The 25,512-nt window shown below is 60.7% G+C and carries 24 protein-coding genes and 2 pseudogenes; 8 read left to right on the top strand and 18 right to left on the bottom strand.

From position 1 onward, the window contains the following. Positions 1 to 21: 21 nt before the first annotated feature. From MESOP_RS27465 to petA, 4 genes are all read right to left on the bottom strand, one after another. Complete coding sequence (locus tag MESOP_RS27465) at positions 22 to 939, bottom strand: pirin family protein (protein WP_013896605.1); 918 nt, start codon at positions 937 to 939, stop codon at positions 22 to 24. Next, positions 936 to 2,504 (bottom strand): mechanosensitive ion channel family protein, encoded by a 1,569-nt coding sequence (locus MESOP_RS27460; RefSeq protein WP_013896604.1) that lies wholly within the window; start codon positions 2,502 to 2,504, stop codon positions 936 to 938. Before MESOP_RS27460 ends, MESOP_RS27465 begins: the two co-directional genes overlap by 4 nt. A 104-nt stretch (positions 2,505 to 2,608) precedes the next feature. Continuing rightward, positions 2,609 to 3,958 (bottom strand): cytochrome b, encoded by a 1,350-nt coding sequence (locus MESOP_RS27455; protein ID WP_013896603.1) that lies wholly within the window; start codon positions 3,956 to 3,958, stop codon positions 2,609 to 2,611. Between the two features lie 15 nt (positions 3,959 to 3,973). Beyond that, complete coding sequence (petA, locus tag MESOP_RS27450) at positions 3,974 to 4,450, bottom strand: ubiquinol-cytochrome c reductase iron-sulfur subunit (protein WP_013896602.1); 477 nt, start codon at positions 4,448 to 4,450, stop codon at positions 3,974 to 3,976. 462 nt (positions 4,451 to 4,912) lie between these two features. Between petA and MESOP_RS27445 the strand changes: the two genes are divergently transcribed. The 4 genes and pseudogenes from MESOP_RS27445 (at position 4,913) to MESOP_RS27435 (ending at position 8,057) form a co-directional block, all read left to right on the top strand. After that, a complete protein-coding gene (locus MESOP_RS27445) occupies positions 4,913 to 5,497 on the top strand; it encodes a glutathione binding-like protein (RefSeq protein WP_013896601.1) in 585 nt (194 codons plus the stop codon). 63 nt (positions 5,498 to 5,560) lie between these two features. Continuing rightward, a complete protein-coding gene (locus MESOP_RS35315; protein ID WP_013896600.1) occupies positions 5,561 to 5,821 on the top strand; it encodes a hypothetical protein in 261 nt (86 codons plus the stop codon). Positions 5,822 to 5,885: 64 nt separating this feature from the next. Next, positions 5,886 to 6,947 carry an alpha/beta fold hydrolase gene (locus tag MESOP_RS27440; RefSeq protein ID WP_013896599.1) on the top strand — a complete coding sequence of 354 codons (1,062 nt, stop codon included), beginning with the start codon at positions 5,886 to 5,888 and terminating at the stop codon, positions 6,945 to 6,947. A 142-nt stretch (positions 6,948 to 7,089) separates the two neighbouring features. Next, positions 7,090 to 8,057 (top strand): annotated as a pseudogene (locus MESOP_RS27435) (Dyp-type peroxidase). A 400-nt stretch (positions 8,058 to 8,457) separates the two neighbouring features. Here MESOP_RS27435 and MESOP_RS27430 read toward each other — a convergent pair. Then, complete coding sequence (locus MESOP_RS27430) at positions 8,458 to 9,231, bottom strand: oxidoreductase (RefSeq protein ID WP_245265135.1); 774 nt, start codon at positions 9,229 to 9,231, stop codon at positions 8,458 to 8,460. Between MESOP_RS27430 and MESOP_RS36310 the strand changes: the two genes are divergently transcribed. Together MESOP_RS36310 and MESOP_RS27425 are read left to right on the top strand one after the other, a co-directional pair. Next, entirely contained in the window at positions 9,194 to 9,364 is a 171-nt protein-coding gene (locus MESOP_RS36310) for a hypothetical protein (protein WP_245265140.1), read from the top strand. The genes MESOP_RS27430 and MESOP_RS36310 overlap by 38 nt on opposite strands. A gap of 31 nt (positions 9,365 to 9,395) precedes the next feature. Beyond that, a complete protein-coding gene (locus MESOP_RS27425; protein WP_013896597.1) occupies positions 9,396 to 10,295 on the top strand; it encodes an AraC family transcriptional regulator in 900 nt (299 codons plus the stop codon). On the opposite strand, the pseudogene MESOP_RS34135 reads toward MESOP_RS27425, so the two are convergent. The 13 genes and pseudogenes from MESOP_RS34135 to MESOP_RS27360 form a co-directional block, all read right to left on the bottom strand. Then, positions 10,190 to 10,616 (bottom strand): annotated as a pseudogene (locus MESOP_RS34135) (SRPBCC family protein); the annotation flags it as partial. The gene MESOP_RS27425 and the pseudogene MESOP_RS34135 overlap by 106 nt on opposite strands. Positions 10,617 to 10,636: 20 nt before the next feature. Then, complete coding sequence (locus MESOP_RS27415; protein ID WP_013896596.1) at positions 10,637 to 11,392, bottom strand: HAD-IA family hydrolase; 756 nt, start codon at positions 11,390 to 11,392, stop codon at positions 10,637 to 10,639. Positions 11,393 to 11,406: 14 nt separating this feature from the next. Further along, the gene (gph, locus tag MESOP_RS27410; RefSeq protein WP_013896595.1) at positions 11,407 to 12,093 is read right to left on the bottom strand and encodes a phosphoglycolate phosphatase; all 687 of its coding nucleotides are present in this window, start codon (positions 12,091 to 12,093) and stop codon (positions 11,407 to 11,409) included. 10 nt (positions 12,094 to 12,103) lie between these two features. Continuing rightward, positions 12,104 to 12,775 (bottom strand): ribulose-phosphate 3-epimerase, encoded by a 672-nt coding sequence (rpe, locus tag MESOP_RS27405; RefSeq protein ID WP_013896594.1) that lies wholly within the window; start codon positions 12,773 to 12,775, stop codon positions 12,104 to 12,106. Continuing rightward, entirely contained in the window at positions 12,772 to 13,695 is a 924-nt protein-coding gene (gene cbbX, locus MESOP_RS27400; RefSeq protein ID WP_013896593.1) for a CbbX protein, read from the bottom strand. Before cbbX ends, rpe begins: the two co-directional genes overlap by 4 nt. Positions 13,696 to 13,714: 19 nt before the next feature. Continuing rightward, positions 13,715 to 14,104, bottom strand: coding sequence for a ribulose bisphosphate carboxylase small subunit (locus MESOP_RS27395; protein ID WP_013896592.1), 390 nt, complete (start codon positions 14,102 to 14,104; stop codon positions 13,715 to 13,717). A gap of 12 nt (positions 14,105 to 14,116) precedes the next feature. Next, positions 14,117 to 15,580, bottom strand: a complete 1,464-nt coding sequence (locus tag MESOP_RS27390) for a form I ribulose bisphosphate carboxylase large subunit (protein WP_013896591.1) — start codon at positions 15,578 to 15,580, stop codon at positions 14,117 to 14,119. A gap of 28 nt (positions 15,581 to 15,608) precedes the next feature. Continuing rightward, positions 15,609 to 16,688: a class II fructose-bisphosphate aldolase gene (gene fba / locus MESOP_RS27385; protein WP_013896590.1), complete on the bottom strand. Its 1,080-nt coding sequence runs from the start codon at positions 16,686 to 16,688 to the stop codon at positions 15,609 to 15,611. 1 nt (position 16,689) lies between these two features. Further along, a complete protein-coding gene (locus MESOP_RS27380) occupies positions 16,690 to 17,907 on the bottom strand; it encodes a phosphoglycerate kinase (protein ID WP_013896589.1) in 1,218 nt (405 codons plus the stop codon). Further along, positions 17,904 to 18,911 (bottom strand): type I glyceraldehyde-3-phosphate dehydrogenase, encoded by a 1,008-nt coding sequence (gap, locus tag MESOP_RS27375; protein ID WP_041165047.1) that lies wholly within the window; start codon positions 18,909 to 18,911, stop codon positions 17,904 to 17,906. The genes MESOP_RS27380 and gap overlap by 4 nt, the downstream gene beginning before the upstream one ends. A 4-nt stretch (positions 18,912 to 18,915) precedes the next feature. Next, positions 18,916 to 20,928, bottom strand: a complete 2,013-nt coding sequence (gene tkt, locus MESOP_RS27370) for a transketolase (RefSeq protein ID WP_013896587.1) — start codon at positions 20,926 to 20,928, stop codon at positions 18,916 to 18,918. Positions 20,929 to 20,938: 10 nt separating this feature from the next. Next, the gene (locus MESOP_RS27365) at positions 20,939 to 21,811 is read right to left on the bottom strand and encodes a phosphoribulokinase (protein ID WP_013896586.1); all 873 of its coding nucleotides are present in this window, start codon (positions 21,809 to 21,811) and stop codon (positions 20,939 to 20,941) included. Between the two features lie 15 nt (positions 21,812 to 21,826). Next, on the bottom strand, positions 21,827 to 22,870 hold the full coding sequence (locus tag MESOP_RS27360; RefSeq protein ID WP_013896585.1) for a class 1 fructose-bisphosphatase: 1,044 nt from the start codon (positions 22,868 to 22,870) through the stop codon (positions 21,827 to 21,829). Between the two features lie 117 nt (positions 22,871 to 22,987). Here MESOP_RS27360 and MESOP_RS27355 point away from each other — a divergent pair, with 117 nt between their 5' ends. Further along, positions 22,988 to 23,923 carry a LysR family transcriptional regulator gene (locus tag MESOP_RS27355; protein ID WP_013896584.1) on the top strand — a complete coding sequence of 312 codons (936 nt, stop codon included), beginning with the start codon at positions 22,988 to 22,990 and terminating at the stop codon, positions 23,921 to 23,923. Positions 23,924 to 24,037: 114 nt separating this feature from the next. Continuing rightward, positions 24,038 to 25,495 (top strand): sigma-54 dependent transcriptional regulator, encoded by a 1,458-nt coding sequence (locus tag MESOP_RS27350; protein WP_013896583.1) that lies wholly within the window; start codon positions 24,038 to 24,040, stop codon positions 25,493 to 25,495. Positions 25,496 to 25,512: the final 17 nt, after the last annotated feature.

The raw sequence follows: 25,512 nt of genomic DNA, 5'->3' as shown, positions 1-25,512 counted from the left end.
ATGTGGCCGCCGCCGAAACCGTCACCACTTTGATTCTTCCTGCGGCAGAGGCATCAACCCGTGTTCCCCCGGCACGGCCGGGAAGCGGCCTTCGCGCCAGTCCGCCTTTGCCTGCTCAATCCGTTCAACTGAGGAGGAGACGAAGTTCCAATGGATATAACGTGGTTCGCAAAGAGGCTCGCCGCCGATCAGCATCAGCCGCGCGGCATGGAAGGCAGGCGCCTGGAGCACGATCTCAGCCCCGGGCGCCAGCATGATCAATTCGCCTTCACCGAAACTGCCAAGTTGGCCCATGACTTCGATCTCGCCGGCGACAACATAGATCGCACGCTCGCGATATCCAGGTTTCACCTGATATCGCGCACTGCCCGTGAGCACGATTTCGGCAAAGACCAGGTCGGAGTACGTCCTTGCCGGAGAGACCAACCCGTCGGACACTCCGGCGATCAAAGTGAACTCGACCCCATCGGCACAGATCCGTGGGATTTCGGGAGCGCCATAATGTGCAAAGTGGGCGGCAACTTCTTCGTGCCGGGAGGGGAGCGCCACCCATGCCTGAACGCCGAAGAGATTGCTTCCTCGCGCTCGGGCTTGCGGCGACGTACGTTCGGAATGGACGATGCCCGACCCGGCCGTCGTCCAATTGATTTCGCCGGGGCGGATGGCCTGCACTTCACCGAGATTGTCGCGATGGATGATCTCTCCGTCGAACAGGTAGATTACGGTCGCGATCCCGATATGCGGATGCGGGTCCATGTCGAAACCACGACCCGCGTCGAATACCGCGGGGCCGAAATGGTCGAATAGGATGAAGGGGCCGATCATCAGGCAGTTCGAGGAGGGCAATACGCGCCGTACCTTCAAACCGTCGGCAAAATCACGCATAGCAGGCTGCCTGAGTGGATCGATGCCGACGATGTCGCTTTGGCGGATGGTCATGAATCTCTGTCCTTTCGAATGCCTGGTCGACCACGTCCTCGAACGTGCTCCGATGGGGCGGTGTGGAAGACAGCCTGAATGGCTTTCAGGAGCGCGAATTTGGAGCTATCGTGCTGCTGGCCGGGGATGCCGGTTTCGCCGTAAGCCGAAGTCCCCCTCGACAGGGTTGCCGCAAGATCATCGGCCATCTCGGGCCTGTCGAGTAGGAGCGGCGCGAAGCTCTGCTGGTCTATCTCGTAGACCACGACGTGGGTCATTGCCCGCAATGTCGACGTCTCGCCAATACCTGCGAGCAGGCCGGTCTCGCCGAAGAAGTCGCCAGGTGCAAGCCGGCCAATCTCCTGCACGTTAGCATTGCTTTGGCCATGTTGCCGGACGATGATGCCCTTCCGGACAATCATGAGGGATGGCAGCATCTCTCCTTGTTCTGCAACGACGTCGCCCTTGCGATAACTGCGAACCGAGGTCGTCGCGGCAAGCACCTCCTGCTCGGCATCCGTTAGCGTCGAGAAGATTGGTATGGCCTTGATCAGGTCGATCGCGGCGAAGCCTTGGGAGGTCGGCGTCCCGTCGATTGGCGGGGAGGTCACTGCAATCGAAGCCGAAAGTGGCGCTGCCAGCAGCACCCCGACCGACCTTGAATGGCGATAGACGAGATCGAAAATTTCGTTCCGAGCTGTAATCCGCTGATCAAGGCTGGCGACGCGAAATGACAGCTCGATCTCGATTGCCGCCGCATCCAGGCTTGTGATGGCTACCACGGGCGAGGGGTCCTGGAGGATCGAGTTGCAGCTCAGCAGGACCATGCGCATCGTGTCTACGATGACAGCCGGCGTCTTCGTCAGAGACATCTTTACCGTCACGGCAAGTCCATGGCTCTCGTCTGGGCCGCTAAGGTTTGTTACCCCGATTTTGGCGACAAGGCTGTTCGGAAGCGCGATGATGTTGTGGGCCGGGGTGAGGAGTTGGGTCGAGCGCCAATTGGTCTCGACGACGCGGCCCTCGGTTCCGTCGTTCAGAATGATCCAGTTTCCAAGCACATAAGGGCGGCCGAGGTTAAGCGCGATTCCCGAAAATACGTCGCCAAGCGTATTCTGGAGCGCCAGACCCAGCATGACGGCAAAAACGCCCGACGTGGCGATGAGCGTTCCGACCGGCACGGCAAAGACGAATGCGAGGATCGAAAGGAGCATTCCCGTGTAAACGACGCCGACCACGACATCCTGCAAGAGGCGTGCCTCGTGCGGCTTTCGCTCGAACACGACATAGATGCGGACAAACCCGATTAGCGCCCAAGCAAGATGTACCCACCACAGCAGCTTGACCAATCCGATGAGGATCGCTCCGCTGGTTGTCTCATCGCCTCGTGCGGGCTCGTACGGGACGACCCGCAGTTCAAGAACCAGGATCGACATTGCAAGGAAAAAGACCAGTTGGACGACCAACTTCGCATTGGCGAAGCGTGCCGGAACGAGGTTCCAAACGACAATTCCGGCGAGGCCGAGCGACACGATGTACATTAGCGGTGAGTTCCACAAATTCATCGCCGGACCCAGATCGACCATGATCGCAATCCCTGGTTTTCAGCTTCGGAAGCAGCGTGGTTCCTAGCGCGCGACATGAAGTTGTCTCGTCACCTAGACGCATCGGCTCCGTCCAACGCGTGTTGCTATCGGCGACTTTCGAGGCGGGCTGGCGAGACACGATCATCGCCTCTTCTCATCAACGTTTGGTCTCCGGCGGCCGCGATCGCGCCTTTGCCGCCGGCCCCCTTGTTCTTCTCGAGCACCGCTTCGGTGATCGAGTTGGGCAGCCGCCGCGGCTTCTCGATCAAGCCCAGCACCGGCAGTGCGATCAGGAAGAAGGCGAAGTAGTAAAGCGTCGCCAACTGAGACATGACGACGTAGTTCCCTTCGGCCGGCCGCGAACCAAGCCAGCCGAGAAACAGGCCGTTGGCGACGAAGAGCCAAAAGAACACTCTGTACCAGGGCCTGTAAACGGCCGAGCGAACCTTGGACCTGTCGAGCCACGGCACGACGAAAAGCACCACGATCGAGCCGAACATGGCGAGCACACCACCAAGTTTGGAATCGATCGGCCCGACATTGAAGGTGATGGCGCGCAGGATCGCGTAGAAGGGCAGGAAGTACCATTCCGGCACGATATGGGCCGGCGTCTTGAGCGGATTGGCGATTGTGTTGTTGTCAGGATGGCCGAGATAGTTCGGCAGGTAGAAGACGAAATAGGCGAAGAAGAACAGGAACACGACGATGCCGAACGCGTCCTTGACGGTGGCATAGGGTGTGAAATCCACGACATCGGTTTTTGATTTCACATCAATGCCGGCTGGATTGTTCTGCCCGACGACGTGAAGCGCCCAGACATGCAAGGTCACCACGCCTGCAAGCACGAACGGCAGCAGGTAATGCAGCGCAAAGAAGCGGTTCAGCGTCGGATTGCCGACCGCGAACCCGCCGAGAAGGAGCTGCTGGAACCAGCCGCCGACCAATGGGATGGCCGTGAAAAAGTTGGTAATGACGGTGGCTCCCCAGAACGACATCTGTCCCCAAGGCAGCACATAGCCCATGAAGGCGATCGCCATCATCAGCAAGAGGTTGGTGCAACCGAGCACCCACAGCAGCTCACGCGGCGCCTTGTAAGAGCCGTAGTAGAGCCCGCGGCAGATATGGATGTAGGCGGCAATGAAGAAGAAGGAGGCGCCGTTCGCATGGAGAGAGCGCAGCAGCCATCCCGAATTCACGTCACGCATGATCTTCTCGACTGAATCGAAGGCCAGCCCGGTATCCGGAGCATAATGCATGGCCAGCACGATCCCGGTCAGGATCTGCGAAACCAGCATGACCGTGAGAATGCCGCCGAACGTATAGGCATAGTTCAAATTGCGCGGGACGGGATAGACGATGAAGCTATCGTGCACCAACCTCGGCAGCGGCAGGCGGGCGTCGAACCAGCGTTCGATACCGGTCTTGGGCGTATAGGTCGAATGTTTGTCGCTCATCGAAATGCCCCCCTCTCAGCTGATACGGATCCTGGTGTCGGAAATGAACTGGAACACGGGTATCGCCATGTTCTCGGGCGCTGGGCCTTTGCGGATGCGGCCGGCAGTATCGTATTGCGAGCCGTGGCACGGGCAGAGCCAGCCCCCGAACTCGCCTTGCTGACCAACCGGGATGCAGCCGCTATGCGTGCAGACCTGGACCATCACGATCCAGGCTTCCTTGCCCGGAGCAGTACGGTTGGCGTCGATTCCCGGCGCATCGGCCGGCAGATTGGCGTTACGGGCGATCGGGTCCTTGAGCTCGGCCAAGCTTACAGCTTTGCCGTCCTCAATTTCCTTCTCGGTGCGGTTGCGAACGACGACGGGTTTGCCGCGCCATTGCACGACCAGCGACATTCCCGGCATCAGCGAGGAGACGTCGACTTCGACCGTGGCCAGTGCCTCGGCGGGCAATGCGGCGGTGCCTGTTTCGGTTTGGGAAAGCTCGGTCATGATGATGACGACTCCTCTAATTGGAAAGCTGCTTCAGTGCGTCGGCGTGCAGTTGGGAAACCCGGCTGCGGCCTCTCGCCTTTCGCGTTTGCTCATTTCGAGTTGAACTATGCAGGCCATGGCGGGATGTGAGCCATCGTGCCAAGGGCACGTGCGTCCAATACGTTCGTTTATGGTTCCTGAGCGAATGATTACCGGAGTGTCGAGGACGCCAGGCGTGGTGGTTCTGAATTCTTGGCTGTCGCCGTTCCCCACCTGAGCGGGATTCCGGCATTGCATGCGGCAATCGCAGGACGATTGCTTAGCTTGATCATACCTCGGCATAGGCACGCCTACCTGTCGGTGTCGTAGCCTTCCTCCCCGGCAAGTGGGAGTTTCTAAGGATAATCGGTGCGCAGAGCTAGGCGGGCTTCCGCCCGACGAATTTGCGAACTGCGTCCGGATTCAGACAAGGGAAAAACCGTGAAACTGTATTATAGCCCGCTCGCCTGCAGCCTGGCCGACCACATCGCACTGGAGGAGGCGGGTGCAGCCTTCGAGCGCGAAACGGTCAATCTCAAGACCAAGCGAACGGGCTCCGGCGATGATTTCACCACTGTCACGCGCAAGGGGTATGTTCCCGCCCTCGTGCTGGATAGCGGGGAAACGCTGACAGAAAATGTCGCCGTCCTCGATTGGATAGCGGCGCAATACCCGGCACTCGGCGTGGAAGGGCCGATGGGTCGTACGCGCGTTCTCGAAGCGCTGACCTATGTCTCAACTGAAATACACCGAAGCTTCAAACCCATGTGGCACCAAGGCAGCGATGCTGAAAAGGCCAAGGCGCGCAGGACGATTACGTCGCAACTCGATCTCTTCGCGAACGGTCTCAAGACTGATTATCTGTTCGGCGAGAAACCCAGCGTCGCGGACTTCTACCTTTTCGTGATGCTGCTTTGGGCAGCCCGCTTCCAAGTCCCTGTTCCGGCTCCTCTAGAAGCGCTGCGCGCCCGAATTGCGGCCCGTCCGGCCGTTCGCGTCGCAATGAAGCGTGAGGGCCTTGTCTAAGTGCGAGACCGGCCGCGTGTCGTGTCACCCTTGAGCCACGACACATTACGAAGGAGTTTGTCCATGCTTCCGTTGCTGCAGATCCTCCACCTGATCGCTGCCAAGCGTGGCGACGGGTTACGCCCCGAATTTCTAAGGATGCAAAGCGAGGCGGCACAAAGCGTGACCTTCCCGCGTGTTCAAACGCAACTTTCTACACTGCCCGGCAATCGCGTCATTCCAGCTCAATGTATTTATGAACTTCAGTCGGTGGAGCCACCGACCTCTCGCCGTCCAAGGGGGTTGTCGAGGCACACAGGCTGGGAACGCCAAGCCGATGAATGAAGGTGATGCCAGTGCTGTGCCAAAAACAGGTGCATCCGATGGTGCCGCGAAAGAGGTTGCAAGAATGGAAAATACAAGACCGCCGGGAGAAATTGATCGCTATCGCAGGGCCTTTGTCGGCGTTGCCGCAATGGGTCTGGCTGCTACCCAGTTCACGACAGTTCGCACTGCTAAAGCACAATGCGTTTCAGAGCTGGGCGGAGCAACGACAGAACGATCGACGGCTGCCTCGTTCGCTGCGCTCAGGCAAATCGACGCCGGCTTGCTGAACGTTGGCTACGCTGAAGCTGGTCCATCCAACGGTCCCGTCGTTATCCTCCTTCACGGCTGGCCTTACGACATCCACAGCTTTGTCGATGTCGCTCCCTTGTTGGCGATGGCGGGCTATCGCGTGATCGTTCCGTACTCGCGCGGTCATGGCACGACGCACTTTCTCTCCAGTCAGACGGTCCGCAACGGCCAGCAGTCGGTGCTGGCTGTCGATGTCATCAAATTGATGGATGCGCTGAAGATCGGCGACGCGATCGTCGCCGGCTATGACTGGGGCGCACGCACAGCCTGCATCATCGCGGCGCTCTGGCCGGAGCGCTGCAATGCGCTCGTTTCGGTCAGCGGTTATCTGATCGGCAGTCTCGAAGCAAACAGAATGCCGCTGCCGCCGAAGGCCGAACTCCAATGGTGGTATCAGTACTATTTCACGACGGAGCGCGGCCGGGCCGGGTATCAACAGTACCGGCGCGATTTCGCAAACCTTATCTGGCGGATCGCCTCGCCGAAGTGGGACTTTGACGACGCCACGTTCGATCGCAGTGCTGCGTGCCTCGACAACCCGGATCACGTCAGCATCGTCATCCACAATTACCGTTGGAGGCTCGGCCTGGTTCGAGGCGAGCCGGAATATGAAGGCCTGGAAAAACGGCTGGCCGAAAGCCCGGTGATCACGGTGCCCACCATCACCCTTGAGGGCGATGCCAATGGCGCACCCCACCCTGACAGCAGGTCCTACGCCAAGAAATTTTCAGGCAGATACGCGCATCGGATCATCACGGGCGGAATTGGCCACAACTTGCCGCAAGAAGCCCCACAGGCTTTCGCCCAGGCAGTCATCGACGTCGGCGAATACTGATCGGGCAAACTGGTGACCGGCTGATGCCGAGATGATCCTGAGACTACCTCGAATTGGGTGAACCGCAACTCCGCCGTTCCCCGATGCCCATCGACCAGGTGCGTTACGAACAAGATAAGGAGGATCTATTGTGGACTTGACTTTGCCATCCCGTGTTTCCCAACCCGTCGTCGCGCAACTGACGCGGGCCGCGATATTTCTCGTCGTGACGGTCAATTCCGGAGCAGAACACGAAGCGACCGTGCGCGCCTTATGTGGCGATCTTTCCGCGCTTCTGCGCGCAGTCGGCTCCCGTGACCTGGACGGCCGGCTCTCGTGTGTCATGGCGTTTGGCTCCGATGCATGGGGCCGTTTGTTTGGAGCCTCCAGACCGAAAGACCTGCATCCATTTCGCGAGATCCAAGGCCAGCATCATGCCGTCTCGACGCCGGGCGACATCCTCTTTCACATCCGTGCCACGCGTATGGATTTTGCTTCGAACTGGCGACACAGATCATGTCGCAACTCGATGGTGCAGTCTCCACAGCGGATGAGGTGCACGGCTTCAACTATTTCGATGGCCGCGACCTGATCGGCTTCGTCGATGGCACTGAAAACCCGGTGGATGATCGCGCCGTCAAGGCCGCGATCATTGGCGAGGAGGACACCTCATTCGCCGGAGGCAGCTATGTAATCGTGCAGAAGTACCTGCATGATCTGAAAGCATGGAACGCGCTCCCGATCGAGAAGCAAGAGGGAATTGTTGGCAGAAAAAAACTCTCAGACATCGAGCTGGACGTTGATGTAAAACCAACCTCCGCGCACAATGCGCTGACCACGATCGTAGAAGACGGAGAGCAGTTGGAAATCGTACGCGACAACATGCCGTTCGGCGACGTCGGCAAGGGTGAGTTCGGTACCTATTTCATCGGCTACGCCCGTTCTCCGCGCAGAATCGAGCAGATGCTGGAAAACATGTTCATCGGCCGGCCGCCAGGCAACTACGATCGGTTACTGGACTTCAGCCGCGCAGTCACCGGCACATTGTTCTTCGTCCCGTCAACGACATTCCTGGAGAACCTTGCAACGGGGGAAGTCATCTCGACCACTGGTCCCGGCCTGTCGGGTTGACCTGTTCGGAGTAACCGTCAACAGGTTCCCCACCGAATATGAAACGCACGAACGACACCCCCACTTTGGCTTTCCAACACTACACTGGCCTTGGGCGATGAACGGAAACGGTCGATGTTCCCGGTCTGTTCTCGAAAGTCGCAAAAATGGCAGACTGGAACGGCAACACCGACGTTGCTGTCTTGTAGTTTTGTCGGGCAGCATGGTAATTCGAAAGCTTCCACACTGTCTATCAAGGCGACGGTTTCGCGTCCCGCCGAGTGAGATCGCGGCGAATACATTGGGCTTGACATCCACCTTTGCGTTATCCTGCATCTCCTCGCAGTAGCCTCGATGGACATTCGCTGCGTAACCCATCAGCTCGGCGTAGGCACGGGTGATTGCGTCGTCTACGCTTGCTTCAACCGTCGGTCGAAACGGTGACCGATTTCCATAGCTCGATTTCTTGCTTCAGGCGCTCAATCCGATCCGACACGAATCGGAGGGCGTCGCTACCTAGCAGCAGTTGCGGCGGAGGGCTGTCCGATTCGACCAGACGCAGAACCGTCGCCGCGAGCTTGTTGGGATCGCCCAGTTGCCTGCCGCTCTTGGCCTGCCGGGCCTGCCGTATGGGATCGAACAGCGCGTCGTAGTCCGCAATCGACCGTCCGGTCCTGACCATCGATCGCCCGGCCCAGTCCGTCCGAAACGAGCCGGGGCACAAGGCCGTCACATGAACGCCGAACGGCGCCATCTCCGCGCGCATGACCTCAGAAATCCCCTGAAGGGCGAATTTGCTTCCGCAATAATAGGCGATGCCGGGCATGGTGATCATGCCCCCTATCGATGTCACGTTGACGATGAAGCCGCCACGTCTTTCACGGAAGCGCGGCAGGAAAGCCTTGGCGACCGCGACCGCGCCGAAGACGTTCACGTCGAACTGGCGCCGCATCTCCTCGATAGGCGACTCCTCCAATATGCCCTCATGGCCGTAGCCGGCATTGTTGATGAGGACGTCGACGGGGCCATGATCGTCTTCGGCCTGCCGGACGATACCGGCGATGCGGTCGAATTCGGTCACGTCGCAGAGGACGGCGCGCATCCCCGGCAAGCGTTGCGCCATGTCTGCGCGCGCCTGCTCCGAGCGGACCGTGCCCATGACCTTGTGGCCCTCGCGGCTGGCGGCGGCCGCGATTGCGAAACCGAAACCGGAATTTGCACCGGTGATGAAGAAAGTTTTGCGCTGCATGCTGGCCTGTCCTGTTGATCGATCGATGTCCTTGACCGATAATATTCAAGCAGGCGGGCATCCATCGCTGAAGCTCTGAATCTCTTGCCAAATCCTATGAGAGGGGAGAAATGCCGTCGAAGCGTCGCGACCTCGTGGAACTGGCCGGCCATCTTGCTCCCCGTCAGGGATACAACGCGACGCCGCTTCATGGCGTCCGCATTCTCAGGAGCGAGGCGGTCCTTCAAGACGTTCCCGTGCTCTACAAGCCGGGCGCGGCGTTCGTTCTGCAGGGCCGCAAGCAGGGCGTGCTCGACGGCGAGATCTATCTCTACGACGAAGAGCACTACCTGGCGGTGTCGGTGCCGGTGCCGTTCCGGATGGAATCGGTGGCAAGTCCCGAGCGGCCGCTGCTCGCGGTGTATGTCGAGTTCGACATGCACATGGCCGCCGAGATCGCCTCGGACGTCGATACGAGGCGCTCGGACACGCCCGCCAGCAGGATGAGAGGCCTGGTATCGAGCCGGATGGCCCCTGACATCGAGGATGTCGTGCTGCGCATGCTGCGGGCTTTATGCGATCCCGTCGAGCTTGCGATTCTGGGAGCCGGCATCCTGCGCGAGCTGCATTATCGGGTGCTCGTCGGCCCGCAGGGCGGTGCGATGATCTCGGCCCTGCAGCAGCGGGGCAGGTCCGGCAGGATCGTGCAAAGCCTCGTCCGCCTGCGCGAGAGCTACGGCTCCGGTATCTCGGTCGGCGCGCTGGCAACCGAAGCGGGCATGAGCGTTCCTTCCTACCACGTCCATTTCAAAACCCTGACCGGAAGCACGCCGATACAATATCTGAAGGCGATGCGGCTCCACGAGGCGCGGCTGATGATCGCGCGCCAGGACAGGACGATTGCGGAAGTCGCGGCATCGGTCGGCTACGCCAGCCCTGCCCAGTTCAGCCGCGATTTCCGCCGGCACTTCCGGCGCACGGCATCCGAGGAGGCCGAGTGGGTTCGCCGGCATCTCGGCGAGCTTGCCTGATCGTCCTGGCCGGCGGTGGCGGCGCGTCCGGCTTGCGGGCGCGCTGCCGGTCGTTCGTTTCCGCGCCGGCGAGATGGATCAGCCACTTTCGCCGACAATCCTGCCGAGATTCGCGAGAACCGGCCGGCCAGTTTCTTCGAGGTCGACAGCATCAGGCGGCTGCCGAGCTGTGCGATCTTGCCGCCTATGTCGGTGTTGACGGAATAGGTCAAGATCGTCGTGTCGCTTCCGTCCTCCCGCAAACTGACATCCGCCGCCCCCTTGGCAAATCCGGCGATGCCGCCCTTGCCAATGGGGCGGGTTCAGGTTCTTCAATTCGACGGTGACAATGTTGGCGATGTTCAAGCGTCCGTTCGCCGCCCGCCGGACCTCCCGGCACGCCGCAGTAAGCGACTCACCTCGAGCGGCTGGTTCATCATCGAGGTATAAGGGTTGAACTCAGCCGATGACCATGGCGTTGCCAGATTGCGTAGGATGAGATCGGCGCCGCTGAAATCCTCGTGAGACGTAAACAGGCTGGCCGTGATGACCGTGCGCATGCCCGCCGCACGAGCAGCCATAAGTCCGTTCCTGGAATCCTCGATGCAAAGACACTCGCAACCCTCCAGACCAAGGTCCGATAGCACCAACCGATAGACTTCAGGATCGGGTTTTTTGGCGCGCACATCCTCGCCCGTACGGATGCTGGAAAACAGGCCCAAGGACCTTGGGCCGAGCGTCTCATGGAGGAGCGACACCACATTCGCCTTACTGGTGGTGGTCCCGATCGCAAGCATCAGCCCCTCATTCGTGGCATGCTCGATCAGCTCCACCACGCCAGGCCTCAAGCTGATCAGACCCTGCTTGATCTTGAGGTTATAGATTTCTGTCTTTCGTGCGTGCAGGAGATCTGCGTCGACGTTTTGCCCCACCATCTGTGCATACGAAACAATGCGCTCGCGCCCACCCGTGGTGCCGAGCAACTCGGTGTACAGACTATGGTCCCAGACCCAATTAAGCCCGTGCTCGGCAAAAGTCTCGTTGAAAGACTGACGGTGCAGTTCCTCGGTCTCCGCGAGCGTGCCGTCAACGTCGAAGACAAGCGCTCGAAGAGCCATTGCACAGCCTTTTCTTACCTCAGGAAAACCGATTCCAGTTGGTCGAGCACGTCGATAACGCGATCAGCGCCCAGATCTTCGGCCGCCAGTTCGGTATATCCGCCGCGCACTATGATGCAGCGCATGCCCGCGGCCCTGGCGGCTCCGACGTCTGCCATACTATCTCCCACCATAACTGCCTGAGCGCTGCTGCAACCGCATGCGTGACAGGCAGCCAGAAGCATGTCGGGAGCAGGTTTTTTCAGATGGCCGGCATCGCCGCCGATGACGACATCGAGCTCATCCGACAAGCCGAAGTGCGCCAGGACAATGCGTGAGAACCCTTCCGGCTTGTTGGTGACGACGCCGGTCCGCATCCCAGCCTTGCGAGCTGCGGTCAGCGCGCTGCCTGCGCCGGGGCGCAACGTCGTCAATTGGGTGAGGTGACCCCCATAGATTTCATTCATCTGCTCGCGGCTTGCGCTCTGATCTTCCAAGCCAAGCGCGAGCGAATGCGCCGCGAAGGCTCGTTCGATCAGTTTCTCGACCCCATGGCCAATCATGCCACGCACTGCCTCGAGTGAGTGCGGCGCCAGGCCGTAGCGCGCCATCAGCTCATTGACGGCTGCGGCCATATCAGGGGCCGAATCGACAAGCGTTCCATCAAGGTCGAAGAAGACCGCCCGCGGGGGCAGGTCCGCGAATGCTGGGTTCGCGTTCATGGCGCCCGTCTCACGAAGCCGCATCGGCTGATTGGCGAATGGCCGCGATGTTGGCGCTGTATGCCGCTGCCGTCCCGCCTTTGAAAATGGCCGAGCCCGCAACCAACACATTGGCACCGGCCGATGCGAGGAGGGGTGCGGTTTGCGAAGTCACCCCGCCGTCGATTTCGATATCGATCGGTCGATCACCGATCATCGCCTTCACGCGCTTCACCTTCTCGACCACCGAGGGAATGAAGGCCTGGCCGCCGAACCCTGGATTGACCGTCATCAGGAGGACGAGATCCAGACGATCCAGTACGTATTCGATAACGGTCTCCGGCGTCGACGGATTGAGCGAAACGCCGGCTTTCTTGCCAAGGTCGCGGATGGTCTGGAGCGATCGGTCGAGGTGCACTCCAGCTTCTGCGTGGACCGTTATGATGTCGCAACCTACATCGGCGAAGGCGGCGAGATAGGGATCGGCTGGCGTGATCATCAGGTGACAGTCGAACACCTTGTCCGTTCGGTTGCGGATTGCCTTGATCACGGCAGGACCGAAGGTAATGTTGGGCACGAAGTGCCCATCCATCACGTCGAGGTGGATCCAGTCCGCACCTGCTGCGGCGACGGCCTCGACTTCTTCGCCGAGACGCGAGAAGTCGGCCGAGAGGACCGATGGGGCAATGATCGTCTGCTTCACGTCGTGGGACCTTCCGCGGCTGTTGGCGTCAAGAACACTCGGCTGGCCCTGATGTCATCGGCACGGATGGTCGACATCTCCTGCATTGTGACGGGGCCGACCGATGTTTCGAAAAGACGATTGGCGTGACGCAGGCGGGCGCGGTCCAACGCATTGCGGATCGAGCGCGCATTGGCGAAGTGGGGCTGCGTGCGCCTCATGCGAATGTAAGCGGCCATCATCTGCGTCGCTTCATCGTCGAGCACATAATTCTGCTTGGCCAGCATCGTCTCGGCTATGGAGAGCAGCTCTGCGTCCTCGTAATCCGGGAAGTCGATGTGATGTGCGATGCGCGATCGAAATCCCGGGTTGGACTGATAGAAGCGCTCCATCCGATCCCCATAGCCGGCGAGGATTACGACGAGGTCGTCCCGCTGGTTCTCCATCACCTGCAGGAGGATTTCTATGGCTTCCTGGCCATAGTCGCGCTCGTTGTCGGGACGGTAGAGATAGTAGGCTTCGTCGATGAACAAGACGCCCCCCATCGCCTTCTTCAGCACCTCCTTCGTCTTCGGCGCGGTATGGCCGATATACTGGCCGACGAGATCGTCGCGCGTTACCGAGACGAGGTGGCCCTTGCGCACATACCCAAGTCGATGCAGCAGATTTGCCATCCTGAGCGCCACCGTCGTCTTGCCGGTGCCCGGATTGCCCGTAAAGCTCATATGCAGCGTCGGCGTATGGGTCGACAGGCCCAGGCGGCTGCGCGCACGCTCGACCAGCAGGAGCGCCGCCGTCTCGCGGATACGCTGCTTGACCGGCTTGAGACCGGCCAGGTCGCGATCAAGCTCCGCCAAGATCTCTGCCACCCCCGATTCACGGAAATCGGCGGCCAGGTCCACGGTCGGCGTTGCCGCTTCGAATGTCTGCACGGCAGTCATGTATACGGTCTCCAGGGCGTTAAAGTGCAGCCTTCATCGAATAGCGCTGAACACGGCTGTCCGTCTCGGTGCGGGTGAGGACGAACTTGGGCTCGACCTTCGGCCGATTGACGATGAAGGACAGCATCACCGTCTCGAAACCACGCGAGGAATCGAAGGCGTTGAGGCGGATATAGCTGTCCGGTTGCGCAACGCGGCAGGCACGGACCTCCATCATCACGCCGGCCGCGTCCTTGAGGTCGAACATTGGGTTGCCCCACATCTCCCAGAATATGTTCCGGGGATGCGGGTCGTCAGTGTATTCAACGCCGATCGACCATTCTTTGCGCAGGCAATATTCGACCTGCGCGGAAATCTGCTCGTCCGAGAGGTCCGGCAGAAAGGAAAAAGTGCCCTGTGTGATGCGCATGGATCAAGCTCCTTAAACGGCGACGGCAGGGGTGGGGACGAAGTCCGAGGTGTCCGTAGACTGATAGTTGAAGCTGATATTGCCCCATACATCGAGGGCCGCTTCAAGGGGTTTGCACCATCTGGCGGCAGCGCGAAGTATCTCCGGGCCCTCAGCGGCAATATCGCGGCCCTCGTTGCGGGCAAGCACCATGGCTTCCAGCGCAACGCGGTTTGCGGTTGCGCCCGCCTGAATCCCCATCGGATGGCCGATGGTGCCGCCGCCGAACTGCAGCACGACGTCGTCACCGAACAAGTCAAGCAGCTGATGCATCTGCCCGGCATGGATACCGCCAGAGGCCACGGGCATGACTTTCAACGTGTCGGCCCAGTCCTGCTCGAAGAAGATGCCGCGCGGAAAGTCCACCTCGTTCTTGAGTTCGCGGCAGACATTGTAATAGCCCTGGACCGTCATAGGATCGCCTTCGAGCTTGCCGACGGCCGTGCCGGCATGGATGTGGTCGACGCCGGCAAGCCGCATCCACTTGGCGATGACGCGAAACGAGATGCCGTGGTTCTTCTGGCGGGTGTAAGTCCCATGTCCAGCGCGATGCAGATGCAGGATCATGTCGTTGCGCCGGCACCATTCCGAGATCGACTGGATTGCGGTGTAGCCGATGATCAGGTCGATCATCACGATGCATGAGCCCAGTTCCTTGGCGAATTCGGCACGCCGGTAGATCTCCTCCATCGTGCCGGCCGTGATGTTGAGGTAGTGCCCCTTGATCTCGCCGGTTTCGGCGGCGGCGCGATTGACGGCCTCCATGCAGTAGAGGAACCGGTCGCGCCAGTGCATGAAGGGTTGCGAGTTGATGTTCTCGTCATCCTTCATGAAGTCGAGGCCACCTTTCAGACCCTCGTAAACCACGCGGCCGTAATTCTTGCCTGAAAGCCCGAGTTTCGGCTTGGTGGTCGCCCCCAGCAGCGGTCGCCCGAACTTGTCGAGCCGCTCGCGCTCGGCCACGATGCCGGTCGGCGGTCCCTTGAAGGTCTTCACATAGGCGACGGGCAACCGCATGTCTTCCAGCCGCGCCGCCATGAGCGGCTTGAACGAAAACACGTTGCCAATGATGGAGGCCGTCAGGTTGGCGATCGAGCCCGGCTCGAACAGGATCAGGTCGTAGGCGACATAGCAGAAATATTCGCCGGGCCGCCCCGGCACCGGATCGACCCGATAGGCCTTTGCACGGTACTGGTCAGCCGCCGTCAGCCTGTCGGTCCAGACCACCGTCCAGGTTGCCGTCGAGGATTCGCCGGCGACGGCGGCCGCGGCCTCGATCGGATCGACGCCATCCTGGGGCGTGATGCGAAAAAGCGCGATCAGATCGGTGTCCTTGGGCACGTAGTCGCCGTTCCAGTACCCCATCTGCGCGTATTTGAGCACGCCGGCGCGATAGCGTTCCTTGCCTTTGAGCTCTGTCGGTTGCACGGTCATCATCCAGATCCTTCCGTCAAAAATTGGTACTTCAGGCAGCCCTGCTGGCCGCCACTTGTGTGTCGAGCAGGCCCGTTGCGTAGCGCCTGGCCATCTCATCCAAGGGCATCACCTTGATCCGGCTGGCATTGCCCGCGCAGCCAAAGGCCTCGAAACGTTCGCGGCACAGGTCGCGCATGGCATCCATGGCAGGCTTGAGGAATTTGCGAGGGTCAAACTCAGCGCGATTGCTGACCGCGACCTTGCGGAATTGGGCGGCCATGGCCATGCGACAATCGGTGTCGATGTTGATCTTGCGCACGCCGTGGTGGATGCCGCGCACGATCTCTTCCACCGGCACGCCGAAGGTCTGCGGCATCTCTCCGCCATGGCTGTTAATGATGTCCTGCAGTTCCTGCGGCACCGAGGAAGAGCCGTGCATCACCAGATGCGTGTTTGGCAGTTTCTGGTGGATAGCCTCGATGACATGCATGGCGAGGATGTCGCCGTCAGGGCGGCGCGAAAACTTGTAGGCGCCGTGGCTTGTGCCACAGGCGATCGCCAGCGCGTCGACCTTCGTCTGCGTGACGAAATCGACCGCCTGGTCAGGATCGGTCAAGAGTTGATCGTGGGAAAGCGCGCCCTCCGCGCCGTGCCCGTCCTCGGCCTCGCCGTGGCCGCTTTCCAGCGACCCAAGCACACCGAGCTCGCCTTCCACCGAGGCGCCGACCGCATGCGCCATCTCGGCCACACTTGCCGTCATCTCCACATTGTAGTCATAGCTCGCCGGCGTCTTGCCGTCGGCCAGGAGCGAGCCGTCCATCATGACCGACGTGAAGCCATGGCGGATCGCGGTCAGGCAGGTGGCTTCGTTATTGCCGTGGTCCTGATGGACGCAAAGCGGAATGTCAGGATAGATTTCAGCCAGGGCATCCATCATCTTCGAGAGCATGATGTCATGGGCGTAAGCGCGGGCGCCGCGCGAGGCCTGGATGATAACCGGTGCGTCGCAAGCCTTTGCCGCCTGCATGATGGCGAGACCTTGCTCCATGTTGTTGATGTTGAAGGCTGGAACGCCGTAGTCACGTTCAGCGGCGTGGTCGAGCAGCTGTCGAAGTGTAATCTTGGCCATGTCAGACGGTCTCCGAATGTTCGACTCTTTTGCGCAGCACTTCGATGCCAGGTAAGCGGCAGCCTTCGAGCCATTCGAGGAAGGCGCCACCGGCGGTCGAAAGGTAGGTGATCTGGTCGGCAACGCCTGCCAAAGACAGTGCGGCAGCCGTGTCGCCGCCGCCTGCGATGGTGGCGAGTTGTCCGGCCTTTGACAGTGCCGCTGCATGGCGCGCCACAGTGAACGTGGCGTCTCCAAATGGCCTCATCTCGAATGCGCCCAGCGGCCCATTCCACAACAGGGTGCGGCAGGCGTTCAGGACATGCTTGATCTCCGCAACGGTCCTGGGACCAACGTCGAGCGCCATTGCCTCGTCAGGGATAGCTGCCACCGGGACGGTTGTGGCCAAAGCCTCTGCCTCGAACATCCTGGCCACGGTAACGTCGCTGGGCAGAAGGATACGACAACCGTTGGCGGCGGCAGCCTCCATGATATCGCGAGCGATCGAAACACAGTCCGGCTCGTGGACTGACCGCCCCACACGGTATCCGCTTGCAGCCAGAAATGTGTTGGCCATGCCGCCGCCGATGATCAGGTGATCCATCCTGCCGATCAGGTTCTTCAACACCCTTATCTTGGACGAGACCTTGGAACCTCCCACCAGAGCTGCCACCGGCTTTTCCGGCGCGTCGAGGGCGGCAGTCAATGCGGCGACTTCGGCAAGCAGGGACGGGCCGGCGTAAGCGGGCATGATATGCGCGATAGCATGGGTCGAAGCATGCGCGCGATGAGCGCAGGAAAAGGCGTCGTTGACAAAGAGATCGCCGTTGACCGAGAGCCGCAATGCAAAATTGCGGCTGTTGGCCTCCTCGCCCTTATGAAAACGAAGGTTTTCGAGCAGGAGAACCTTGCCGTCCTGATGATGCTTGGCAGCCTTCTCCGCAGTGGGACCGACACAATCTGGGACGAACACAACTTCGCGGCCGACTTCGCTGGACAGCGTGCCTGTTACCGGCCTCACCGAATAGATGGGATTTGCATCACCGTCTGGTCTGCCAAGATGCGTCATGACGACAACCTTGGCACCTCGCGCCAGGAGATCCCTCACTGTTGGAGCAAAGCGTACTATCCTGGTGGCATCGGCCACCATGCCGTTCTTTAGAGGCACGTTGAGGTCGGCGCGAACGAGCACGGTCTTGCCGGCAATTTCAGCGGTGCGGATGTCGGGGAGGGGTTTCAAAGCACGCCCCCAACAGCGACCGAGGTGTCGGCCATGCGGTTGGAAAAGCCCCACTCATTGTCGTACCAGGACAGTACCGAAACGAAGTTGCCGTCCATCACCTTGGTCTGGTCGAGCGCCAGGATCGACGAGCGCGGATCATGGTTGAAGTCGATCGAGACGTTCGGGTGATGGGTGACGCCGAGAATGCCCTTCAGCTTACCGTTGGAAGCGGCGATGACCGCTTCGTTGATCTCCTGGACGGTGGTCGGCCGCTTGGCGATGAACTTGAAGTCGACCACCGAGACGTTGGGGGTCGGCACGCGGATCGAGATGCCGTCGAGCTTGCCCTTGAGATCGGGCAGCACGAGCCCGATCGCCTTGGCTGCACCGGTCGAGGTCGGGATCTGCGACAGGGCAGCCGCACGGCCGCGGTAGAGATCCTTGTGCATGGTGTCCAGCGTCGGCTGGTCGCCCGTGTAGGAGTGGATCGTCGTCATCATGCCCTTTTCGATGCCGACGGTCTCGTGCAGCGCGGCGGCCAGCGGCGCCAGGCAGTTGGTGGTGCAGGACGCATTCGAGATGACGATGTGGTCCTTGGTCAGCTTGTCGTGGTTGATGCCGAAGACGACGGTGAGGTCGGCGCCTTCGGCGGGCGCCGAGACGACGACGCGCTTGGCGCCGGCGGTCAGATGCGCGGCGGCCTTGTCACGGGCAGTGAAGATGCCGGTGCATTCGAGCGCGATGTCGACGCCGAGCTCCTTCCATGGCAGCTGCGCCGGGTCCCTGATCGCGGTGACCTTGAAGGTCTCCTTGCCGACGGTGATCTGGTCGCCGGAAAACGACACTTCATGCGGGAAGCGGCCGTGCACGCTGTCATAGCGCAGGAGATGCGCATTGGTCTCGACCGGGCCGAGATCGTTGACGGCGACGACGTCGATGTCCTTGCGGCCGGACTCATGGATGGCGCGCAGGATGTTGCGGCCGATGCGGCCAAATCCGTTGATGGCAACTCTGACGGTCAAGGCTTCAATCCTTCTGAACAACTGCACAGGCGGCATCGGCAATAGCCTCGGCCGTGATCCCGAAATGCCTGTAAAGCTCTGCCGCCGGTGCGCTGGCGCCAAAGCCGGTCATTCCCACGAAGGAGCCGCCGTCACCAATCCAGCGGTCCCAACCAAGGCGCGCGGCGGCCTCGACGGCTATGCGCGGAGCTGTGCCCAGAACCTCGGCGCGATAGGCTTCGTCTTGTTCTTCAAAGAGTTCCCAGCAGGGCATGGAGACCAAGGCAACCCGCATATGATGGCGCTCCAGGAGCAAGTCGGCGGCCGCGCGGGCGATCTCGACTTCCGAACCCGTGGCAATCAGCGTCACATCACGCCGGCCGACGGGCTTGCGCATGAGGTAAGCCCCTTTGGCCGAGCGACTGGCTTCGGGAGCCTTCGTGCGCAACATCGGCAGGGTCTGTCTCGACAAGACCAGCACGCTCGGCCGGTGCTTTGACCTCAGCGCCAGCTCCCAGCATTCGGCTGTCTCGATGATGTCGGCTGGACGGAAGACATTGAGGTTCGGCGTGGCACGCAGCATCGCCAGATGTTCGACAGGCTGGTGCGTGGGCCCATCCTCGCCAAGTCCGATGGAATCGTGGGTCATCACATAGATGACGCGCTGGCCCATCAGTGCCGAGAGCCGCATTGCGCCGCGCGCATAATCGGCAAAGCACAGGAATGTCCCGCCATAAGGGACAAGCCCGCCATGCAGCGCCATGCCGTTCATAGCCGCCGCCATGCCGTGCTCGCGGATGCCATAGTGGATGTATCGTCCGGAAAAGTCGCCCGGTGAGACGCGAGCCATGCCCTTGGTGATGGTCAAGTTGGAATGAGTGAGATCCGCCGATCCACCGACAGTCTGCTCCGTCGCCTCGTTGATCACGGCGAGAGCCATTTCCGAGGCCTTGCGGGTTGCGACGTTGGTCGCACTCTCGAAGTGTTGCTGGCGAAATGTCGACAGTGCCTCAAACACGCCTTCGGGAAGGTCGCCAGCCACAGCACTTTCGAATTCCTGGCGGCGCGGCGACGCGGCAAGTCTAGCCTCCCACGCCGCGCGCGCGGTTCGGGCGCGTGCTGGCGCGGTGCGCCAGGCGCGCAAAATTTCGCCGGGGATCTCGAAGGGTGGATGATCCCAACCGAGGTTTGTTCGCGTCGCGGCGATTTCGGCCGCGCCGAGCGGCGCGCCATGGGTTTTTTCCGAGCCGCCCAGGTTCGGCGCGCCCTTTCCGATTGTGGTCCGGCATGCGATCAACGTCGGCCGGTCCGACGTCCGCGCCTGCTCCAGCGCCGCCGCGATTGCCTCCAGGTCGTGGCCGTCGATCGAAAGAACGCTCCAGCCGGCGGCCCGGAACCGCATCGGTTGGTCCATCGAGGTCGCCAGCGAGGTCGGCCCGTCGATCGAGATGCGATTGTCGTCCCACAGCACGATCAATTTCGAAAGGCCAAGATGGCCGGCAAGATCAATCGCCTCGTGGCTCATCCCCTCCTGCAGGCAGCCATCGCCGGCGATTGCATATGTGTAGTGGTCGACGAGGCCGGCACCAAAACGGGCGGCAAGCATGCGCTCGGCCAATGCCATGCCGACCGCCGTCGCAATGCCCTGGCCAAGCGGACCCGTCGTGGTTTCGATGCCAAGGGCATGGCCATATTCGGGATGCCCGGCAGTGCGGCTGCCAAGCTGTCGGAAGCGCTGCAACTCCTCGATCGGCATGTCTTCGTAGCCGAGCAGATAGTGCAGCGCGTATTGCAACATCGAGCCATGGCCCGCCGATAAAACGAAACGGTCACGGTCGGGCCAGTCGGGACGCGACGGGTCGATTTGCAGGAAGCGATTGAACAGTATGGTGGCAACATCGGCCATGCCCATCGGCATGCCGGGATGGCCGGAGTTTGCCTTTTGAACCGCATCCATGGCGAGCGCCCTGATGGCGTTTGCCATCAGCTGTTCATCGGCCCTGGCGGGGACGGGCGTGTCGATCGCGATCTGGTTCATCTCAGCTTCCTCAGTTGGCGCGGCGCTTGCGTTCGATCAGTTGCATGATCAGCGGTGTCAGGATCAGCTGCATGGCCAGGTCGAGCTTGTTGCCCGGCACGACGATCGAGTTGGCGCGCGACATGAACGAGTTGTGGATCATCGAAAGCAGGTAGGGGAAATCGATGCCGCGGGGGTTGGCGAAGCGGATGATCAGCATCGATTCGTCAGGTGTCGGGATCCAGCGAGCGACGAATGGATTTGACGTATCGACGATCGGCACGCGCTGGAAATTGATGTCTGTCTTCGAGAACTGCGGCACGATGTGGCGCACATAATCGGGCATGCGCCGAAGGATCACGTCCACGACGGCTTCCGTCGAGTAGCCGCGCGTGGAGCGGTCGCGGTGGATCTTCTGGATCCATTCAAGGTTGATGACCGGCACGACGCCAATCTTGAGATCAGCGTGTTTGGCCAGATCGACCCTGTCGGTGACGGCACAACCATGCAGGCCCTCATAGAACAGCAGGTCACTTGGGGCGAACTCGCGCCACGGGGTGAAGGTGCCGAGATCGCAGCCATAAAGGCTGGCCTCCGCCTCATCGTGAACATAGGTCCGGGTGCGGCCGGTACCCCTGAGCCCATAGTCTTCAAAGACCTCCTGGAGCGCGTCGAGTTCGTTGGCCTCGGCGTTGAAATGGGTGAAGTAGGGATTGCCACCCTTTTCGTCCTCGGCAACCTTCACCTTCATCGCCGCACGATCGTAGCGGTGGAATGCATCGCCCTCGATATATGCGGCATCGACGTTTTCGCGCCGGAAGATCTGCTCAAAGATGCGCTTGACCGAGGTGGTGCCTGCACCTGAGGAGCCGGTGATCGAAATGATGGGGTGCTTGGCCGACATCTTGTGCTTCCCTGATCAGGCCCGAAACAGGCCACGATTGCCAAACAGCGGTGAACGCTCGGCTATTGCACTTGGCTCGGTGTGATAGCGGGCGACGCGCTCGACCTCCCTGGCGGAGCCGAAGACAAACGGGACGCGTTGGTGAAGGCCGGTCGGAACGATGTCGAGGATGCTGCAAAGCGCATTGGTTGCGCGTCCACCGGCCTGCTCCACCAGCATCGCAATGGGATTGGCCTCGTAGACGAGCCGCAGCCGGCCGCTCGCATAACCGGCACGGCTATCGCCGGGATAAAGAAAGACGCCACCGCGCATGAGGATGCGATAGACATCGGCGACCAGCGAGGCGATCCAGCGCATGTTGAAGTTCTTGCCGCGCGGACCTTCCTCACCTTTCAGGCAATCATCCACATAGAGCCGCACGGCTTCTTCCCAATGGCGATAATTGGAAGCGTTGATGGCGAACTCCTGAGTGCGTTCGGCCACAGCCACGCTCTCATGGGTCTGCACGAAGGTGCCAAGTTCTGGCGACAAGACGAAGGCGTGCGTGCCGTGGCCAAGCGTCAAAACCAGAACCAGCTGCGGTCCGTAGACGAAAAAGCCTGCCGCGAGCTGGCTGCTGCCTGGCTGGAGAAAAAAGGCGGCCGGGTCGATGCCGGGCGCGCCAGTCGCTGGGAGAAGCGAGAATATGGTACCGATCGATACGTTGACGTCGATGTTGGACGAGCCGTCCAAAGGGTCGATGGCCACCGCAATGCGGCTCTCGGGGTCGAGTGCGACCGGCGCGATCCGCTCTTCGGAGGCGACACACCGCACCGGCGCACGACGCATGGCGTCCAGGAAGATCTGATCGGCATAAAGGTCGAGGTGCCTTTGGGTATCGCCGTCCGCATTGACCGTTGCGTTGGTGCCGCCAAAGGCGGACCCCAGAGAGCCAGAGCGGATGGCCTTGTTGATCGCAAGCGCCGCACTCGTCAGCGCCGCCACCGTTGCGAGAACGTCGCCATCATGCCCTTGCCGTTCGTGCGACGCCAAAAAGGCCTCGAGTGTCGGATTGTTCATTTTCCCCTCCCGATCCCGCGATAGCGCCGCAGATCTGATGACGGTTGGAACAGCCCGGTGCGGGTTAGTAAACTTTAATCTATTTACGGCGGCGATAAGTTCTGCTTACTGCGACAGATGCGCAACATCACGCTCCGTCATTTCCGCGTCATCTCGGCCATCCATAGCGAGGGTAAAATCATCAATGCTGCCAGGGCGTTGGGACTTACCGGACCGGCGGTGACGTTACAGCTTCAACAGGTTGAAGAAGAGGCCGGAATTCAGCTTTTCGAGCGCGCTCCGCAAGGCATGCGTCCGACTGACGCAGGTTTGGCCTTCATCGAAGCGGCACACGCCATCGATGAGAGATTGCGCCTGCTGCAGGAGGAGATTGATGCGGTCAAGGGCATCAGGAAGGGGCATTTGATCGTCGGCGCGGTGTCCACGGCGAAGTATTTCGCCCCGCAGATCATTGCTGGCTTCAAGAAGGAGTTTCCCGATATCGACCTGAAGCTGGTGATCGGCAACCGGGCGGAAACCATTGCAAAACTGAAGGACCATGTCCTTGATATTGCGCTGATGGGGCGACCGCCGCCGGACCTGCCGGTGGAGGCCAGAGTGTTCGGGGACCACCCCTTGATCATCGCGGCGGCCCCCGATCATCCGCTGGCACAGGCGCGCGACATCACCAAAGCCAGGATCGCCCGGGAGCATTTCATCGTGCGCGAACCAGGTTCGGGCACGCGCATGTCGTTCGAACGGTTTCTTGGCGACATCCCCGGGCGATTGGAGCAGCCGGGAACGGAGATGGATTCCAACGAAACGATCAAGCAGGCCGTGATGGCTGGACTGGGCGTTGCCTTCATCTCCGCCCATACCATAGCCTTCGAGGTCCAGGCCGGACGGCTGTCGGTGCTCGATGTCGTGGGGATGCCAATTCGGCGTCAATGGTTTTCGGTGGTGCGCAGCGACCGCGTCGTGACGCCAGCCATAGGCGCCTTCTGCGCCTTCCTCGCGCGCAAGGGAGCCGCTTTCCTGCCGGTCTCGGCAAAACTCTATCCTGAGGTGCGCTAGGACCGATGTCGGCGCGTAACCTGGTCAGTGTTTGGTCGGAAAGCAGCCATTCATGGCAATTGAAGCCGTCACGCCCTTTTGCTAACAAGGTGCGCAAAATGGAAACCTACTTATATGGATGAACCGGGCACCGTCGTTATCGTATCGCGCCAGGGCAGCGACTGGACGTGGCCGCTTCATGTCCTGGCCGAGCGTTACGCATACCGCGTTATCCTGGCGCACTCCTTTTCTGAAGCACTGACCACGATGGCCACCATTCACGTCGATCTGGCCATAGCGGAGGATCACGAGGGGGAAGATGCTGGTCTCACCTTCCTCACCGGCCTTCGGGTGTCTCATCCCGACATCACCCGCATATATGTGACTTCGAAATCGGACTGCATCTCGGAACCGGCATTGTCCCGGGCGGCAATCTACCAGTTTCTGCTGAAGCCCGTTGATTCGTCGCAATTGGGCCTGGTGGTCGAAAGAGCGCTGGAGACCCGCGAACTTGCACGCCGCCATCGCATCCTGTCTCGAGAGTTCAAGATATCGGGCGACGGGCTGATCTTCGGCGAGCGTAAGAATGCCGTCTTCAGGACGGAAAGCCAGCGTTTCGAAAAGCTCGTCTATGTCAGCGAGAAAATGGCTGAATTGTGCGAACTGGCGCGGCAAGCAGCCAGGACCGAGCTGCCGATTCTCATCGAAGGCGAGACGGGCACGGGCAAGGAACTGCTTGCCCGGGCCATCCACTACAACTCAACGCGCCGGGCAAGTCCTCTTCTCGTGCAGAATTGTGGCGGCGTGCCCGACGAATTGCTGCAGTCGGAATTGTTTGGACACAAGCGTGGGTCCTTTACCGGAGCGATCTCGGATCGGCTGGGTCTGTTTCGCGCTGCCGACGGCGGTACGGTTTTCCTGGATGAGATTTCGGAAGTGTCGCCGTCCTTTCAGGTGAGCTTGTTGCGATTTCTCCAGGAGGGCGAGGTCAAGCCCCTTGGCTCGGACAGGGTCACACACTGTGATGTCCGCATCATCGTGGCATCCAACCGGCGCCTGAAAAATCTGGTCGCGCGTGGCGAGTTCCGGCAGGATCTCTATTTCCGGCTGAAAGGCTTTGAGTTCGAAGTCCCTGCGCTGAGAGAACGCCCCGAAGACATTGGACCGCTGGCGGAGTTCTTTGCGGCAAAACATGCCGATGCCATTGGCCGCAAGATTCTGGGAATCACGGCCAACACCATCGAAAAGCTTTCGGGCGGCGAGTTTCCCGGCAATGTCCGCGAACTGGAAAATGAAATCCGCCGTATGGTGGCTCTCGCCAAGGATGGTGAGTATCTGACGACCCGCAACATGTCAGCGACGCTGTTGGCTGCGCCGCCGCGGCGCAGTTCGGAGGCGGTTGCCTTTCTCCCGGAGGGCGTGACGCTGAAGGACCAGGTGGAAAGCCTCGAAAGGCAGATCGTCAGCAGGGCGCTTGTTCGCAATCACTGGAACCAAAGCCGCACGGCAAACGAACTTGGGCTGTCGCGGGTTGGTCTGGCAAACAAGATCAAACGCTACAGCTTGAACGAACACGGCCAGCAACACCAATGACGGCGAAGCTGTAGCGA

Origin of the sequence: Mesorhizobium opportunistum WSM2075, from assembly GCF_000176035.2 — a bacterium.
GTDB classification, from domain to species: domain Bacteria; phylum Pseudomonadota; class Alphaproteobacteria; order Rhizobiales; family Rhizobiaceae; genus Mesorhizobium; species Mesorhizobium opportunistum.
This window is presented reverse-complemented; position numbering and strand designations above follow the sequence as displayed.